13 protein-coding genes are annotated in these 16,774 nt (G+C 35.2%); 8 read left to right on the top strand and 5 right to left on the bottom strand.

The genetic code is table 11. The annotated features are described in order from the left end of the window. Window positions 1–37: 37 nt before the first annotated feature. The 6 genes from ABLO99_RS06930 (at window position 38) to dxr (ending at window position 9,010) form a co-directional block, all read left to right on the top strand. Window positions 38–1,240 (top strand): P-loop NTPase fold protein, encoded by a 1,203-nt coding sequence (locus ABLO99_RS06930; protein WP_349967370.1) that lies wholly within the window; start codon window positions 38–40, stop codon window positions 1,238–1,240. A gap of 150 nt (window positions 1,241–1,390) precedes the next feature. Continuing rightward, window positions 1,391–3,295 (top strand): molecular chaperone HtpG, encoded by a 1,905-nt coding sequence (htpG, locus tag ABLO99_RS06925; protein ID WP_349967367.1) that lies wholly within the window; start codon window positions 1,391–1,393, stop codon window positions 3,293–3,295. A 37-nt stretch (window positions 3,296–3,332) separates the two neighbouring features. Further along, window positions 3,333–5,918: a hypothetical protein gene (locus ABLO99_RS06920; protein ID WP_349967365.1), complete on the top strand. Its 2,586-nt coding sequence runs from the start codon at window positions 3,333–3,335 to the stop codon at window positions 5,916–5,918. A gap of 71 nt (window positions 5,919–5,989) precedes the next feature. After that, window positions 5,990–7,195, top strand: coding sequence for a 5-aminolevulinate synthase (gene hemA, locus ABLO99_RS06915; RefSeq protein ID WP_349968508.1), 1,206 nt, complete (start codon window positions 5,990–5,992; stop codon window positions 7,193–7,195). Between the two features lie 117 nt (window positions 7,196–7,312). Then, window positions 7,313–7,807 carry a hypothetical protein gene (locus ABLO99_RS06910; RefSeq protein ID WP_349967363.1) on the top strand — a complete coding sequence of 165 codons (495 nt, stop codon included), beginning with the start codon at window positions 7,313–7,315 and terminating at the stop codon, window positions 7,805–7,807. A gap of 27 nt (window positions 7,808–7,834) precedes the next feature. Continuing rightward, window positions 7,835–9,010, top strand: a complete 1,176-nt coding sequence (gene dxr, locus ABLO99_RS06905; protein ID WP_349967360.1) for a 1-deoxy-D-xylulose-5-phosphate reductoisomerase — start codon at window positions 7,835–7,837, stop codon at window positions 9,008–9,010. Between the two features lie 64 nt (window positions 9,011–9,074). Here the strand turns inward: dxr and ABLO99_RS06900 are convergent, their stop codons facing one another. The 3 genes from ABLO99_RS06900 to dapB all read right to left on the bottom strand — a co-directional run bounded on the left by ABLO99_RS06900 (window position 9,075) and on the right by dapB (window position 11,504). Then, window positions 9,075–9,845 carry a hypothetical protein gene (locus tag ABLO99_RS06900; RefSeq protein WP_153295698.1) on the bottom strand — a complete coding sequence of 257 codons (771 nt, stop codon included), beginning with the start codon at window positions 9,843–9,845 and terminating at the stop codon, window positions 9,075–9,077. A 109-nt stretch (window positions 9,846–9,954) separates the two neighbouring features. Further along, window positions 9,955–10,713 carry a phosphate ABC transporter ATP-binding protein PstB gene (pstB, locus tag ABLO99_RS06895; protein ID WP_349967358.1) on the bottom strand — a complete coding sequence of 253 codons (759 nt, stop codon included), beginning with the start codon at window positions 10,711–10,713 and terminating at the stop codon, window positions 9,955–9,957. After that, window positions 10,710–11,504, bottom strand: coding sequence for a 4-hydroxy-tetrahydrodipicolinate reductase (gene dapB / locus ABLO99_RS06890; RefSeq protein ID WP_349967356.1), 795 nt, complete (start codon window positions 11,502–11,504; stop codon window positions 10,710–10,712). The genes pstB and dapB overlap by 4 nt, the downstream gene beginning before the upstream one ends. A gap of 450 nt (window positions 11,505–11,954) precedes the next feature. Here dapB and ABLO99_RS06885 point away from each other — a divergent pair, with 450 nt between their 5' ends. After that, window positions 11,955–13,298 carry an alanine:cation symporter family protein gene (locus ABLO99_RS06885; protein WP_047759711.1) on the top strand — a complete coding sequence of 448 codons (1,344 nt, stop codon included), beginning with the start codon at window positions 11,955–11,957 and terminating at the stop codon, window positions 13,296–13,298. Between the two features lie 229 nt (window positions 13,299–13,527). After that, window positions 13,528–15,855 carry a hypothetical protein gene (locus tag ABLO99_RS06880; RefSeq protein ID WP_153295700.1) on the top strand — a complete coding sequence of 776 codons (2,328 nt, stop codon included), beginning with the start codon at window positions 13,528–13,530 and terminating at the stop codon, window positions 15,853–15,855. 16 nt (window positions 15,856–15,871) lie between these two features. Here the strand turns inward: ABLO99_RS06880 and ABLO99_RS06875 are convergent, their stop codons facing one another. Both ABLO99_RS06875 and infA read right to left on the bottom strand, forming a co-directional pair. Next, a complete protein-coding gene (locus ABLO99_RS06875; RefSeq protein ID WP_047759712.1) occupies window positions 15,872–16,468 on the bottom strand; it encodes a Maf family nucleotide pyrophosphatase in 597 nt (198 codons plus the stop codon). Next, a complete protein-coding gene (infA, locus tag ABLO99_RS06870; RefSeq protein ID WP_047759713.1) occupies window positions 16,446–16,709 on the bottom strand; it encodes a translation initiation factor IF-1 in 264 nt (87 codons plus the stop codon). The genes ABLO99_RS06875 and infA overlap by 23 nt, the downstream gene beginning before the upstream one ends. Window positions 16,710–16,774 lie beyond the last annotated feature (65 nt).

Genomic DNA, 16,774 nt, shown 5'->3' with positions numbered 1-16,774 from the left:
TATAAAATGCTATAGTAAAATATAGCATAAGGATCTTATGTGCTTAAAGAAACTTACATCGCTAATAACATTTAGAAAAAAAGAAGAGGAGCAATTGCCTAAGGTAACAACTTGGGAGAATGATTGCTTAGGTTATAAACAAGTTGCAAGTAAATTTAGTTCTATAATCAAGACAATCGATAAGTCTTTTTCAATCGTATCCTTAGAAGGATATGATAAGTGGGGTAAGACATTTTTTTTGAAAGAATGGGTAAAGGATCTAGAGCAGCAAAATGAAATTGCAGCTTATTACAGCGCATGGGATATTAGTGCGCTAGATCAACCATTGCCTTCTTTTTTGCATTTTCTGTTTGAGGATCTATTCGCATCATACAAAGTAAAAAGGAGTGTTATACAGCAGTTCAAAAACATAAACCAAGAACTATTTTCTCTCAATACATTAGGAAAGCTAATCAGTAAATCTCCACTCGCTATGCTTTCAGTATTTCTCGATGCTGCAAAAGAGGCTGATAAGAAAGACATAGGTTTTGTCTTGGGTGAATTAAATCTTCTCCAAAGGAGAAAAGAGAACATTAGAGATTTTAAGATACAACTAGCAGATGTGGTTAATAAAATCAGGAAAGACAAAAACATTTATATAATGGTGGATGATCTTGATATATGTCGCCCTAAATTCATTGTCGATTTTTTAGAATCCATAAAGTACATGCTTGATGTTGAGGGACTGGTTTTCATTATCTCTGTTAGTCAAGATAAAAGTAACGTGCAAAGAGCGATCAGCACAATACTTGGACCAAATTTCAGCCTAAAATCTTTTACTGATCTCTCTTTGCATTTGCCAAAACAGCCAATAGAGAAATTTACAAGAAAGCTGTTTCAAAATATTGAATTGCCGAAAAAATCAAAGAGCTTAATTATAGATAGCTTTATATTTTATGCAGAAAGCTTCTCATTATCATTGCAGGCAATAGAATACTGCGTAAAGAAAATAAAGCTATGTTATGCGAAAATTGATCCGAATTTATTTACATTTTTAGTAATACTACAGTCAGTAAACACTAATTTGTATGAGGAATTATATTCATCACCTCAGAAAGCACTGGAGAAGATTGAGAGCGCTTTGATTCTAAACGGTCAGGAAGAATGGGAAAAGCTTAAAACTTCTCTTGAGACTACTTTTAAAGAAAAAGAATCAAAGACTCACAAATCTTTGAAGCAAATAAGAGATATCTTATTCTAAGAATAAAGAGAATTGTAGAACAGAACCCTCTTCTTATCATTTCAGCTTGCATGACAAATTGGCTCACATAAATTTTAGCATATATGACCTTGAAAGATCGCTGTGCAATACTTAAATTATTAGAATAGTAGGCTAATAATGGAGCTCAAAATGCACAACGTACAAGAAACTGAAAATTTAAAATTTGATGCTGAAGTAGGAAAAGTACTGAATATAGTAATCCACTCGCTTTATACCAATAAAGATATCTTTTTACGTGAGTTAATATCAAATGCATCAGATGCATGTGATAAATTGCGCTATGAATCACAGCTAAATCCTAATTTACTAGATTCAAGTGATGAATTGAAGATTACCATTAGCTCCAATAAAGATAAGGATGAGCTGTATATAACCGATAATGGTATTGGGATGAGTAGGCAGGATTTAATAGATAATCTTGGCACGATTGCGAGTTCTGGTACGCAAAAATTCTTAGATGCGATCAAGAATAATAAAGATTCAAATCAAGCTGTAGAGCTGATTGGAAAATTTGGTGTTGGTTTTTATTCAAGCTTCATGGTTGCATCAGAAGTGATAGTGGAATCGAGAAAAGCTGGAGAAGAAGAGTCTTGGATCTGGAAATCGAAAGGAGATGGAGAATATTCAATTAGCAAGTTAGATGATCAAATCGCTCGTGGCACAAAAATTACGCTCATCATGCGTCCTGAAGAGAGCGAGTTTATGGACAAATTTCGTATTGAAAACATTGTTACTACTTACTCTGACCACATAAATTTTCCCGTTGAATTTGTAAACGAAGAAGGAAAAAGTGAAAAATTAAACAGCAAAGCTGCAATTTGGACTAAGCCAAAAAATGACGTTACTCAAGAAGAGCATAACGACTTCTTCCGCGGTGTTGCGCATGTAGGTGGTGAGCCTTGGATGATACTGCATAATAAAAATGAAGGTGCAATAGAGTATACGAATTTGCTTTATGTTCCTTCTATCAAACCTTTTGATTTGTTTCATCCAGATAGACGCTGCTCTGTAAAATTATATGTAAATAAAGTGTTTATCACTGAAGATAACGTGCAAATAATACCACAGTACTTGCGTTTTATGAAAGGCGTGGTTGATTCACCGGATTTGCCTCTCAATATCAGCAGAGAAACACTGCAAAATAATCGTGTTGTTGAGCAAATTAGGAAATCTTTAACTAAGCGTGCTATATCAGAGTTCGGTAAAAAAGCAAAAGAGAATTTAGAGGAATACACAAAATTCTGGGCCAATTTTGGTGCGGTATTAAAAGAGGGGCTTTGCGAAGCTATCCCAACTGATGAGAGAGAAGCACTACTTTCCATTTGCAGATTTAATAGCACTGGTGATGAGAAGTTAGTCAGTATTGATGACTATATAAGCAGAATGAAGGCTGAGCAGGAGCATATCTACTATCTCACAGGCAATAGCCTTGATTCAGTGAAAAACAGTCCACAACTTGAAGGGTTCGTCAGTAAAGGATTGGAAGTTCTTTTATTTGTTGATCCAGTTGATGATTTCTGGACTAGCGTGATTCATGAATATAAAGATCAAAAATTTAAGTCTGTGACTCGCGCTGATGTTGACTTAGAAAAATTCTCTTCAGAAGAAGATAAAAAAGATGAAGAAAGCAAGTCAAACGAAGAAAAAACTGAGGGAAATACGGATTCTATACTCGAATATTTCACCAAGATTCTTGGTAATTCAGTAAAAAGCGTGAAAATCTCAAAAAAATTGACCGACAGTCCTGTATGTCTAGCGGTTGATGAAGGAGCTATGGATCTTCGCATGGAGCGTTTTTTGCGCGAACAAAAGCAGCTAAATTATCGTACACCAAAGGTGCTGGAAATTAACACTAAGCATCCTGTGATAAGAAGTATAATGGAATCTCACGCTGAAAGTGGTGAAAATTCAACACTGGAGGATATGATTCACTTATTGTTCTATCAAGCTTGTATAGTGGAAGGCGAAGAGATGGACGATGCAAGTCTGTTTGCTAAAAGACTTAATAATTTGCTTGGCAAAATTTCTGTTTAATGCTATACTTAGTTTAGCTGATAATTAGGGAGAAAATATGTTTGATTCTAATTTTAGAGACTTTGTACCAAAGGAGCAGGGTCAGTCAAGTAAAGTTTTTAATAAATCAGACTCTAGGGATTCAGGTACTGAAGAAGAATTTGAAATTTTAGAGCAAGGAGAAATTAAAGAACGTCACCATTCTGAAGATTCAGGTAATGAGAGTCAAGAAGACTCTGAAGCTTTAGGTAATGAAAATCAAGAGATACTAAATATTTCACATGCTAAGGATTTAAGCTTAGGGAATGCAATGCTTGCAAACTTTCCTGGTGATTGTGATAAGTTGTTCATTGTGGAGTCAAAAGATGAAGATTCGTATGACATCATTCCTAAAAATTTAACCTTTGCTAAAACAGTAAATATCTTCAATCAAGCTGTAAGGGAAGACAATTGTGAAGAATTAGATAAGATTGTACAAAATATTGAAGAGTATGAAGGTAGGTCTATTACGCTCGATACTGTAAATTTAAAGAGTTTTTGTAGGCAACAACTTAACTTGAATTTACAAAATAATCAGCATATATACTCAAATATATTATCACGATATAAATTTGATCAAGAGAATTTTGAGTATCATCATTCAGTAAAAGAATTGGTGCTACTCGCAATTGCAGCTAATGATAAATTGGCAGAAAAATATCGGGACATACTTTTTGCTGAAGGGAATTTAAGTCTTTTACCTTTACTTGTTGGTAGTCAAAAATACATAGAAGTTTTTATAGAAAAATTCCATGGTATCGATGGGGTTTATGATAAAGTGAAGGATCAAACTATACAATTTGGTGAGCTTAATAAGATTGGCTTTTTCTCAGTCATAGCATTAAGAAAAGAACAAGAGTTGCTAGAGACAGTTCTTGTAGAACACGTCTTAAAGGATTTTGAGCATGTATTAAAAACAAGTGATCCCGATCCTTTATATGGCGTACTTGAAACAGCATCTCTGGTCAAAAATGAAAAATTTATCACGATAGTGCTAAATGCATTTGAAAGGTATATTAATGAGCCAACTAAAGATGTGAAAGATCTGCTAAAAAGGAGTTTTGTTACTCTATTAGAAACTGCAATAAGTCAGGAACATCTGCCCACCATCAAGTACTTGTGCGGGCGATATATCAATAAAAAAGGTTATGATATATATGAGCAAGCATTTGCGGACGATAGAGTTATTAAAGTACTCAATCAGCAAATCTTGAAAAATATAGAAGCTCGTTGTAGGAAAGAAATTTATAATTTGATTCTGAAAACTGCATTAGATGCTGGTAATATCACATTTATTGAGCACTTATGCAAAAGACATCCTGAATGCAATAACGATGTTATCGATGCAAATAGATCAGCAATTTCTGTCATAAAGAGTGATGTTTTATCAGAAAATTCAGAATCCAAAAGTACTGACAGCCAACAGCCACAAGAAAATGTTGACAAAGGAGAAAATATTATGAATAATGAAGATGCTTCAAAAGAAGCTGTAGGTAATAATTTTGAGGAGGGTAAAATGCTTAAAAGTACAGAAACTATAGAGGAAAAATTATCTGATGCTATCTTCGGTCTTAATTATGAAAAGATAAGGTCTTTAGTAGAACAGGTAAAGCAAGAGGACAATAGTCCAAAGCAAATCATTAATGAGGCTTTGAGGAAAGCTAATGAGATGAAAGTTGAAAAGAAAGGTGAAAGGTCCCTAAGCGAGATTAAAAAACTTCTTAAAAAAGAGCTCGAAAACATTTCTATACCACCAGTGGACGATAGTGTAAAAAGTATGGGTGCTGCTGCAAGTAGCCAAAAAGTTCCTGTAGCGGAGCGTAAAAAAAGCGAGCTGGATTCACTATCGCCGAATTCTGAGGATGATGATTTTTCTAAACTTGAAAGTAATAAGAGTGATGACTCTGCCGGAACTTCTTCAGACTCTAATAGTAATTCTCCATTTGAAGAAATTAATAAAGAAAGTCATGAAACAAGAATACCTATAATTGAAACAGTGGAACCTAAAGCAACAGTTTCTGCATCAGAAATGCCCTCAGTGGAGATTGAGGGAGCTGAATCCAATAATGAGCAATTTGATAATCTAAATGACGAGAAAGATAATCCTGCAGTATCAAATTCTGTAAATCAGGATAGATCAGCTCAAAGTCCTGTTCATGATAGTCAACGTGGTATTACGCACGATGAAGATTTTACTGTTCCATCACCATCATCAAATTTTGCAAGTAAAAATCTTAACACTGTAATATCAATTGATAATAACAGGGAAGAGCAATCTGCTGAGTGTGTAGAGGAAATGTCTAACGAAAATACACAGCCAAAACCAACGTTGCCAACAATTAATAAGCAAAGCAGCGAAAGTAACCAAAAAACAACTGCTCTAAATACAAAAAAGTATGTTGTAGCTGCTTCTGTACTTGCAATAGCTGGTATTGCCTTAGGAGTGGCTGTTGCAGTTTACTTGGAAATGTTAGCGGTAGGAGTAGCAGTTGCAGCAGCTTGTTGTCTTATTGCGGCTACAATTACGTACTGCTATAGGCCTAAAAGCTCACTTGAGGATAATGAGGTTGAAAAGTTTGATAAAAGTACATCTTATTGTGGCTGATAATGAATAAATATAGTAGTCTATCATTTAATAATTTATTATAATTGTATTTATTATTAATAGATAAAAACTTGGTAGACTACGAAGAGATATTTTCAAGTAAAATCAAAGATATAAAAGAAGAAGGGCGCTATCGTGAGTTCACACATTTCGCGTCATTGCCTGGCAGGCTTCCCTATATTATGGATTATGAAAGAAATAGGGAAGTTATTGTCTGGTGCAGTAATAATTATCTGGGAATGTCGCAGAATGAGAGTGTTATCGCTGCTATTCAAAATTCATCTGTTGGTGCTGGAGGAACGAGAAATATATCCGGTACGACAAAAGAAGTTGTTGAGCTTGAGAAGTCTTTAGCTGATTTGCATCAAAAAGAAGCTGCTTTAACTTTTGCTTGTGGCTACCTTGCTAATCAAACTACACTTAGCACTTTATCGTCTGTTATTTCGGGTGTGGTAATTTTTTCAGATGAGAAAAACCATTCTTCAATGATAGAAGGTATAAAATCAGGCAAAAGACCAAAACACATATTTAGGCATAATGACATTGATCACTTAGAGCAGCTGCTAAGGTCTATAGATGTAAAAATGCCGAAAATAATAGCGCTTGAATCCGTATATTCAATGGATGGTGATGTAGCACCGCTTGAAGCGATATGTGATCTGGCAGATCAGTATAATGCAATTACCTATTTGGATGAGGTGCACGCAGTTGGCATGTATGGCCTTCGTGGTGGTGGAATTGCAGAAAGAGAAGGCTTGATGGATAGAATAACCGTTATTCAGGGTACATTATCAAAAGCTTTTGGAGTGATGGGTGGGTATATAGCGTCTTCAAAGAGCTTGGTGGATGTAATAAGAAGTTCAGCTCCAGGATTTATTTTTACTACTGCTATGTCGCCCGTTTTAGCAGCGGCAGCAAAAGCAAGCGTTGAACATTTAAAATCAAGCAATGTTGAAAGAGAGAAGCAAAAACAGGTTGTTAAAAAAGTAAAAGACTCACTGAGAAATGCAGGAGTGAATTTCATTCAAACAGAAACTCATATAATTCCAATAATAATTGGCGATCCCGAATTGTCCAAAAAAGCGTCAAAATTGTTATTTGATGAGTATGGAGTATATGTTCAACATATAAATTATCCAACAGTTTCAAAGGGAACTGAGCGCTTCCGTATTACCCCTACACCTTATCATACAGATGAAATGATAGAGCATTTAACAGCATCTCTTGTAAAAGTTTTTGAGAAGATCAACATCCCTTTGAATTTGTTTGACCACTAGATGTAACTGAAGGATCATTGACGTACCTGTTCAGGCAATGGCGTCAACTTAAGAGCCTTATTGATATTTTGCGATGTTTGTGATAAAATAATAGCTTAAGGCTTAGAATAAAAATTTATGAGTGAAGCTCAAGGTCCAAATATTGCAGAATGGCAGGCACAGCAGCAGCACCAGGAAGCCGCTAGTGAGAAAAGCGGTTTTGGTCTTGGTCATAGTGACTCTGTTGCAACAATTGTGGATGGAATGAAGTGGATATTCAACTTTCATGAAGGAGCAATTGCTGCTTATGGTAATGTGTTCGAAGGTTTGGTCAGTGGTAGCAGTCTAGTAACTTTATTTGGGAAATCAGGTAATATGTTTGGCATAAAATTTCTTGAAAACCTTGCGGAATATTTTTCAGGTGGAGGTGGAGAAGATATGCCATCAGAAGGAATGGGTATGGACTACGGTGATGAGGGGCATCATCCGGATGATTATCCCCACTCTAACAATGAAATAGCTCAAAGTGCCGATGGTTTGCATGATATGCATGATGCAGGTGATCATCATGGCCAATCTTTTTCACCTGGTCCTTCACCATCTGTTGGTGATGATCATGAGCTTGGTTACTAAATAACTAAGAAGATTTTATTGTAATTAGTGAAAAAAGTTTCAGTTTTAGGATCAACAGGAAGCATTGGAAAAAAGACTGTAGATTTGCTCTCAAAGAGAAAGGAAGAATATCAGGTGGAAGCACTAAGTGCCAATTCTAACTTTGCTCTGCTAGCACAACAGGCAAATCTACTTAATGCAAAATATGCTGCCATTTCTGATGAAAGGTTCTACAAAGATTTAAAAGAAGATCTACTTGGTACAAACGTCAAAGTAGAAGTTGGTGCTCCAGGTCTAGCGAATATTGCTTCTCTACCTGTTGATCTCTCAGTTATTGCAATAGTTGGCATTGCAGGCCTTAAGCCAGTCATGCAGACCATAGAAAGCGGTACTAAAGTTATTGCTCTAGCAAACAAAGAGAGTATTGTTTGCGGTGGTAAGTTACTACTTAAAAAAGCTAAAGAAAAAAACGTACAAATAATCCCTATTGACTCTGAACACAACGCAATTTTTCAAGTTTTGCAAAATGATGATAAATGTGTAGAAAAGATTATACTCACTGCCTCTGGTGGACCATTTTTAAATTATGGCCTTGAACAATTAAAAAATATTACAGTAAATCAGGCTCTAAGTCACCCTACTTGGAACATGGGAAAGAAAATCTCAGTTGATAGTGCAACAATGATGAATAAGGCACTAGAAATAATAGAAGCACATCATTTATTCAATATCAGCCCAAATAAAATTGAAGCAGTAGTTCACCCTGAATCGATAGTACATGGAGTTGTAGTTTATCAGGATGGTTTCAGCTTTGCTGTGCTTGCAGAAACTGACATGGCAATTCCTATTGGATACGCTTTGTCTTGGCCAGAAAGATCGGCTTTAAATCGTAAATTAGATTTAACAAAGCAAGAAAAATTAACCTTTCAAGAACCAGACCACAAACGTTTTCCTGCACTAAAGCTCAGTATGGAAGTGTTAAATTCTTCCTCTCCACACATAAATAGTATTGTTTTCAATGCTGCAAATGAGATAGCTGTTAATGAATTCTTGAAATCACGAATCGGTTTTTTAGAAATAGTAGAGGTAGTAAAATCAACAATAGAAATTTTTGACAAGCACACTGATATTAACTCACTATCTGATATAATAAGCATTAATTTTGAAAGCCGTATTATTGCCAATGAAATTATCAAAAATTTGTGTACAGCTACCGCTTGTTAGCACTGCAGCATTTAGTAACAAAAACTTCTTCTGATGTACCAAAGCTGCATCTAAAGTAGCCCTGCTAATACCTATAGCATGGACCAAGCGGTATTATAGCACGTTTTTCACCATTTGGAAATTCTACATTTGCATTCACAGTAATAAGAACTTCTTTTAACATATTCTCCACTCTAGCCACATCTAAAATGGTACCAATGCTTTGCTGATTATTAATACTTACAGCATGGCTCAGCGGTGCTATAGTATATTTTTTACCATTTGGAAACTCCACACTTGCACCCGCAGTAGTAAGAACTTCTTTTAATATATTTCCCGCTCTAGCTGCATTTAAAATGGCATTAATGCTTTGCTGATTATTAGTACCTATAGCATAGCTAAGCGGTGTTAGAATATGTTTTATACCATGTAGAAACTCCACACTTGCACCCGCAGTAGTAAGAACTTCTTTTAATATATTTCCCGCTCTAGCTGCGTCTAAAATGGCATTAATGCTTCGCTGACTATTAGTACCTATAGCATAGCCAAGCGGTGTTAGAGTATGTTTTATTATACCATTTGGAAACTCTATACTTGTACTTGCAGTAGTAAGAACTTCTTTTAATGCATTCTTTACTCTAGCTGCATCTAAAGTGGCCTGAATACCATATTGACCATTAATACTTATAGCATAGCCAAGCGGTGTTAGAGTATGTTTTTCGCCATTTAGGAATTCTTTAATTATATTCGTAGTAGTAAAAACTTTCAGTAAATCATCTTTTGATACTACCTTCAGAGCGCCCTGATTACCTTTCCTTAACCGTCTATGAAAATTTTGTTGTTCTGCTTTAGACATATAGTTACCTCTATAAAAACTTGAATTAACTACTAATATGTTGCCATGAAAAGTCAACTTTTTTTTCTGAATGTTATATAATTCCAGAGCGTTTTTTTATGATAGGCTTTTAATGATCTAGGATATACTCCTTCGTTAAGGGAGATTGAGCATTTTCAAATATTTCTTGAGTACTTCCGGATTCAACAATCTTGCCGTTGCAGAAAAAAATTATACTGTCAGATAATTTCTTAGCTTGCTTCATTGAATGAGTTACCATAATTATGGTGAACCTCAATTTCAACTCTTGTATAAGATTTTCGATTGCATTGGTTGCCATTGGGTCAAGAGCAGAGCATGGTTCATCCATTAACAAAATAGTTGGCTTTACTGAAATTGCACGAGCAATGCATAATCTTTGTTGCTGGCCACCAGATAAATTGAGTGCACTATCTTGCAATCTATCTTTCAACTCTTCCCATAAACCAACTTTAGTTAAACTACTTTCTACTATTTCATCTAATTTTTGCTTATTTTTCACCATGCCATGCAATTTAGGCCCATAAGCAACATTATCATATATTGACTTTGGAAAAGGATTTGGTTTTTGAAATACCATACCAACTTTTGCTCTGAGCAATACGACATCCATATCACGTGAATATATATTACCCAGTCCATCGATTGCCAGCTCACCGGTCGCTTTACATCCAGGTACGTAATCATTCATACGATTAAAACAACGCAAAAATGTCGATTTACCGCACCCAGAAGGTCCGATAAAAGTTGTGACTTTCTTTTTGCAAATATTCAAATTTATATCGAATAAAACTTGTTTAGAGCCATACCAAAGATTTAAATTTTTAACGAAGGCGTATTTATCGCTCATACTAAATCCTGCATTGAATAAAGTCCTGGTATTTCCTTTTTATTCTCGCACAACCATATTGCTGCTTGAACCGCCCCTCTAGCAAACGTTGTACGATTAATTGCTTTGTGATTTAATTCTATTCGTTCATCGAAATTAACAAACATGACACTGTGATCTCCTATTACTCCACCTCCACGAGATACTGCAAAGCCTATTCCTCCTTTCCCTCTTATATTTGAATTATTATGTGAATATTGATTGAGCTCAAAATCCACTTTTGCAGCGTTAGCAACTGCTTTACCAAACTCTATAGCTGTTCCAGATGGTGAATCCTTTTTTAAATTGTGATGCATTTCCCAAATTTCAACGTCATACTCATTACCTAAAAGCTTGGCAGCTTCTTTTACTAATTTCAGCAACACATTAACTCCAACACTCATATTTGCTGACCATAATATTGGAACTTCAGCAGCATACTCTTTTAAATTGAGACCTTCTATTCCAGTTGTACCACTAACTAGCGGTTTTTTAAATTTCACAGCCGCCTTAAGACAGTCTAGCATACATTCTTTAGTTGTAAAATCTATCACAACATCGGATAACTCAAATACATCATTAATAGAACTTGTAACTTTAATTCCCAAACCAGAGCTATGGCCTACAATAGACCCAACATCTAAGCCTATACACTCACTGCCCAAGCGAGTAACAGCACCTGCTACTTCCACTTTGGTATTCGTAATTAATTCATTGAGTATTTTCTTACCCATTCTGCCTAAGCAGCCTATTACTCCAACTCTAATTTTCATAAAGCTTTTTCACTATATTAGCCTTTTTTTGAAGCTTTGTCATCTTTATAAGCTATAGCATAACTGTATGAATACTGCATTTAGGCCTACCAGATTCCAGTGCCTTGACCACAACTATTGCAATATGGGGTATATTATTAAATTCTTAAAGATCCCCCTGTGAAACATTATGAAGTTAATCTGAATAGAGTTAGATTAATGAGGGAATGTTGAAAATGTTCAAAAAAGCATATGCGTCAAGTTAAGAGAAAATGAGCAAATTTAGTGCACTCAAAGTTGATATTCTTGTTTTTCTGTATTTGTCTTTTAAGGAAATTTTTGACATAGAAAACTGGTCCCAGTATCAGCTACTTAAATGGCAAGATAATAGTGCTAGGATGCAGAAACAAAAAATAGGTTAGGTATTTTCAACTTTTGTTGTATACTCAAGTGAAAATCTGACTTTTACAGATGGATACAGTAAAGTTTGTCTTATTACTGCCAACAATATTACTCATACTAATCGCTGGTGTTTACTTATCGGTTAAATTAAAATGGTTACAGATATTTAGATTACCATACGCCCTTTCACTCCTTGGAGCTAAAAAAGGAGGAAATAAATTTTCTTCTATAGCTGCCCTGTTTACAATCTTAGGAGGAAATTTAGGAGTAGGAAATATTTCAGGAACTGCTGTTGCTCTAAAAACCGGAGGACCGGGCTCTATTTTATGGATGGTAATAATTATTGTTATCACTTCTGTGATAAAATATGTTACTTGTTATCTAAGTATAAAAACCAGAAAGGAAAAAAATGGACGGTTTATAGGTGGCCCTGTAGCCTACATAATTGATGCATTTAACTCTAGCAAAGCTACAATTGTTTTTCTAGTTGTTATGATAATAGCTTCAATAACAGTTGGTAACCTTGTTCAAGTAAATTCTCTATCAATACCACTCAGCATGGTAGATGTACCTGTAGTCATTGGCGGCATTGTAATGGCTATAATATTTTTTATTGTTACAGCTCTCAGTTTAAAAAAAATTAAAATTTTTATATCGGCTATGATACCGATAATGACGGTGAGTTACCTCACACTTTGCGGTATCATATTATTTAAGTTTAGTGAAAATATTCTTCCTTCTCTAAAACTAATAACAAGCACTTTTTTTACAACTAGTAGCTTTAACTCTGGTTTATCTTTGGGTTTGATTTTAGAAATGTTGACTATTATTCAAGTAGGAACTCTGCGAGGTATTTTTGCAACAGATATAGGGCTTGGCCTCGAAGGTATCGTTCACTCTTCAATTGTTCCTAAGAAAAACAATAATAAATTTATCATTGAGCAGAGCCTAATCACAATAATATCGCCTTTTATAGTTGCACTTATAGTGTTCATTACGACAATGGTACTACTTGTCACAGATTCTTGGATTACTGATTTAGAGAGCACTAACATGTGCATATTTGCTTTTAGAAAAGCTATGAATTGGCCCTATATTGACTGTTTAATTATGGCCATAATGTTTTGCTTTGCCTTTACTACTATTTTTACTTGGTTTTTTTGTTCAAAACAAACAATACGTTATGTGTCTATGCATAATAAATACACTAAAATCTGGACTATAGTTTTTACCTTAATCATTCCACTTGGTGCAATCGGTGGAGTTAAGCTACTCTGGGACATCGCTGATATCTCGATTGCTGCTTTGCTATTTATTAACATATTTGCTATACTCAAACTCACTTCTCAAGATCCAGAAGTATTTACTATGAGTAACAAATATTTGAAGTTGCAAAAGAAGCGCTATAGCTAAAGCAATTTAGGCTGAAAAATATGTTTATAGCTAATTATAAGTGATATTTTAAGTTATCATTCCAGCGTCACGGGGGATTGATCCAGATTTTTTTACAAGTCATAGGATGGAGCTATAGCTAGTGTCACCACGTTAGCAATACAACCTCCTTTAATAAAAACTCAACCAATTCTCTTGATAATTATATTAGCTAAGGCTAAAAGGCAGAGGGTTATTAGTGAGGGAAAATATGTATACTCAAAACACACAACAGTATCACGAATTCATTCGAGGATTTTTTACTTTATTTGATGAAATAAAAAAGGAAGACAATCCAATTTATAATTCTAGGGTTGGTTTTAACGCAGTAAAGTTTCTAATAAAGCACTCCACCTGGAATTTGGATGAAGATGAAGACAAAAATGAAGCGTGTAAAGTGATCCTTCAAGAACACAACAAGATAAAAGAAGATAGACAAGGGCTTCAAAGAAAAGCTAAAGAGATATTGAATGAGTATATTTATGGTGATGTTAATGATGGTGTTAAAGAAATTTCAATATACGGTGACCACGCAAGTATCGAATTGAAAAATAATAAAAAAGAGTTTAAAATCAGCGAGTTTTTAAATAGTGATTTTTGTCAGAAGAATGGAATTTCGGGATTTTCAACGTTGCACAGCGATGGAAAGAGCGGAATGCACGGTTTTGTTGCCGAGGAAGGAGGGAAAAAAATAAGGCATTATGTTGTAACTGATGGTTCATATGAAATGACTTTGAATTGGCATGATAAAAATGGAAAGAAATGTACCATCAAAATCAAGATTGATAAAGATGGTGTAGATCTTACTGAACGTAATGGTATTACTGCAGAGGAATTAAAAGCAAACAAAGACGTAAAAATAGGTGGGTTATTCTTATATCAAATACAATTCAGGAAGAAAGGACGAGAACAAGAGAATCAACAATCATCAGAAACTTTTATAGAAAGTAACAGTAAAAATATTGGTGTTCAAACACATCGTACACTAAGCCACAATCAAGATAATAGGCAAGAGGATGAGCGGTATGACAATCCTACATTTGCTACATTTGGACATGCTGTACCTGGAAGCCGAAAACCAGACGGAAAAGAAAGTTTAGAAAACTTTCAGTCCCCTCTTGCAGAGAACTCACAGAGCAAAAGAACTCCACCATCACCACCGCTCAGAACTAGTTCACTACCTAATGATCAGCAAAAAGGTGAGTATCAGCGAACTATTTTATCAGGTGGAAACGGCTACAGATTTCCATCTTCTGATCCTTCAAAAAGTACTATTTTCACCAAGTCTGTGATCCACAATCAAGATAATAGGCAAGAGGATGAACGGTATGACAATCCTATATTTGCTACATTTGGGCATGCTGTACCTGGAAGCCGAAAACCAGATAGAAGTGAGCAAACACCTAATAATCAGCAACAACCTAAAACTCCGCAACAAGAAGGTGGACAGCCGCTTTCTACTACAGCGCTCAATAATAAAAGTGACTCGGGCTATTCATCTCCAACTCATGCCAATCATGGACAATCTAAAGTGGATCCTGAAGATTTAACCCAGAAGCTTGAGGAAGAGAAGTTAAATCACCAAAAGGAAGACAAATCATCGCAAAAGCATGGACAAAATAGTGAGAATCACGATAGTGAAACTCATAAAACATCAAATGAGTCAATTGATGAAAAGTTAAAAAGTGCTCAACCTACTAACCCAGCTGATCAAGTGATGGGTGAGCTAAAAGAAGTATTGGAAAAACCAAATGGAGGATTAACAGAACCAGAACAACAGGTTACTAAAGAAAATATTTCTAAAGATTCATTCTCAGAAAACGTTTTAGAAAAGATAGGAGAAGGTAAACAATATGACACTATACGTAAGTGGCTAAAGGATAAAATTGAAGGTAAAGAAGATAATCAAAACCTGGATGCACTAGAGGGAAAACTATCCAAAAAATATGGTCAAGGTAATATTGTAGAAAAAAGAGAGAACGATGGTGGCAAACCTCTATCTTCGGTGAACATTGATGGAAGTAAGGAGAGTTTGATAGATGTTGAACAAGGTAGTGACACTCGATCACAGAAAAGCTCTCGCAGGAGTGGACAAGAGTCTGAAGAAGGAATTAACGAAGATGTTAAAGAAACTAGTTTTAATACACCAGAGAAAATTCAGTCTGAATTGCAAAAAGACGATTTAGCAGATGTAAAAACAGTGGCAGCTTTTAAAAGTAGAAACGATGAATTTAAGGAAACGTTAAATAGAGAGCTTGAAGCTGAGGAAAAAATTGAAGTAAGTTCTAACAAGGTTCGTAATGAGCCAGTTGGTCAACCTATTGATCCAGCTGGCCAAGTAATGAACGAGTTAAGAGAGGCATTAGGAAAGCCAGGTAAAGGATTAAAAAGACCAGCACGACAAATCGCAAGCACTCTTGTTACAAATTCAAAAAATCCATTCCTGGGACAAATAAAACATGATAAACCTATACATCAATGGTTAGAAAAAACATTAGCAGAACGAGAAAATGCTGACAAAAACTCGCACCACCGCTAATTAGGGACGAAACCAACTAATTGTTATTAAGACTAAAATAATTACTTAGTAAACAATAGGCTTCGTGTAACGGCAATCCGATAACGGAAGAATAGGAGCCGCGTAAGAACAATACGAACATCCCAGCTAGGCCTTGTATATTGCATCCTCCTGCCCTATTTTTCCACTCTTCTGATGCTAAATAGTACTTAATTTCTTGCTCACTGAGACGTTTAAATTTCACTATTGTAACCACAGTTCTAATATGTTGTTTGGATTGATCGGGAGTTAATAGACATACGCTGGTGTATACTCTATGCCTTCTTCCTGATAACAAGCGGATGCATTTTTCTGCTTGCTCAACGTTTTCAGCTTTGAACAATATCCTTCTACCACAAGCAACAACTGTATCAACACCAAGCACAAAATAACTTGGATTTGAGCTTTGTATTCCCTCAGCTTTACTTTTTGCCATACGGATTGAATAATCCTTTGGAAGTTCCTTCTTCAAAGGAGTTTCATCTATGTTTGCTGGCAGAATTAAACCTGGTTTAATATTTACTTGCTTTAGTAAAGCTATACGCCTTTCCGATGATGAAGCGAGAATAAGATTATTTAGAGATCGTTCTGTCACTTGTACCTTTAAGCCTTCTAATTATCCTACCCTTTCTCGCATTTCTATCATAAACACTCATCTCAACTAATACTCTATCGCCTATAATTATGCGTATTTTACTTCTTCTTACTCTCCCTGATACATGACAGATAACCTCACGTTCATTGTCCAACTTCACTCTAAATTCTGCTGCAGGTAGTAAAGCAGTTACTGCCCCTTCTACTTCAAAAATTGTTTTTGATTTATCGTCTTTTATCATTGTCGTATTATAATTTAATAATCTTTTTCAGTCTACTATAGATTTTAAACTATTATCAATACAAG

It is taken from the genome of Wolbachia endosymbiont of Armadillidium arcangelii (assembly GCF_040207875.1).
Lineage (GTDB): Bacteria > Pseudomonadota > Alphaproteobacteria > Rickettsiales > Anaplasmataceae > Wolbachia.
Note: the sequence above shows the minus strand (reverse complement) of the source record. Positions and strands in the feature narration are given on the sequence as shown.

Bases quoted from the DNA above. Each gene is read 5' to 3' on its own strand.
- ABLO99_RS06910 (WP_349967363.1), top strand. From the start codon at position 7,313: ATGAGTGAAGCTCAAGGTCCAAATATTGCAGAATGGCAGGCACAGCAG.
- ABLO99_RS06900 (WP_153295698.1), bottom strand. From the start codon at position 9,845: ATGTCTAAAGCAGAACAACAAAATTTTCATAGACGGTTAAGGAAAGGT.
- ABLO99_RS06930 (WP_349967370.1), top strand. From the start codon at position 38: ATGTGCTTAAAGAAACTTACATCGCTAATAACATTTAGAAAAAAAGAA.
- dapB (WP_349967356.1), bottom strand. From the start codon at position 11,504: ATGAAAATTAGAGTTGGAGTAATAGGCTGCTTAGGCAGAATGGGTAAG.
- ABLO99_RS06880 (WP_153295700.1), top strand. From the start codon at position 13,528: ATGTATACTCAAAACACACAACAGTATCACGAATTCATTCGAGGATTT.
- htpG (WP_349967367.1), top strand. From the start codon at position 1,391: ATGCACAACGTACAAGAAACTGAAAATTTAAAATTTGATGCTGAAGTA.
- infA (WP_047759713.1), bottom strand. From the start codon at position 16,709: ATGATAAAAGACGATAAATCAAAAACAATTTTTGAAGTAGAAGGGGCA.
- ABLO99_RS06920 (WP_349967365.1), top strand. From the start codon at position 3,333: ATGTTTGATTCTAATTTTAGAGACTTTGTACCAAAGGAGCAGGGTCAG.
- ABLO99_RS06885 (WP_047759711.1), top strand. From the start codon at position 11,955: ATGGATACAGTAAAGTTTGTCTTATTACTGCCAACAATATTACTCATA.
- pstB (WP_349967358.1), bottom strand. From the start codon at position 10,713: ATGAGCGATAAATACGCCTTCGTTAAAAATTTAAATCTTTGGTATGGC.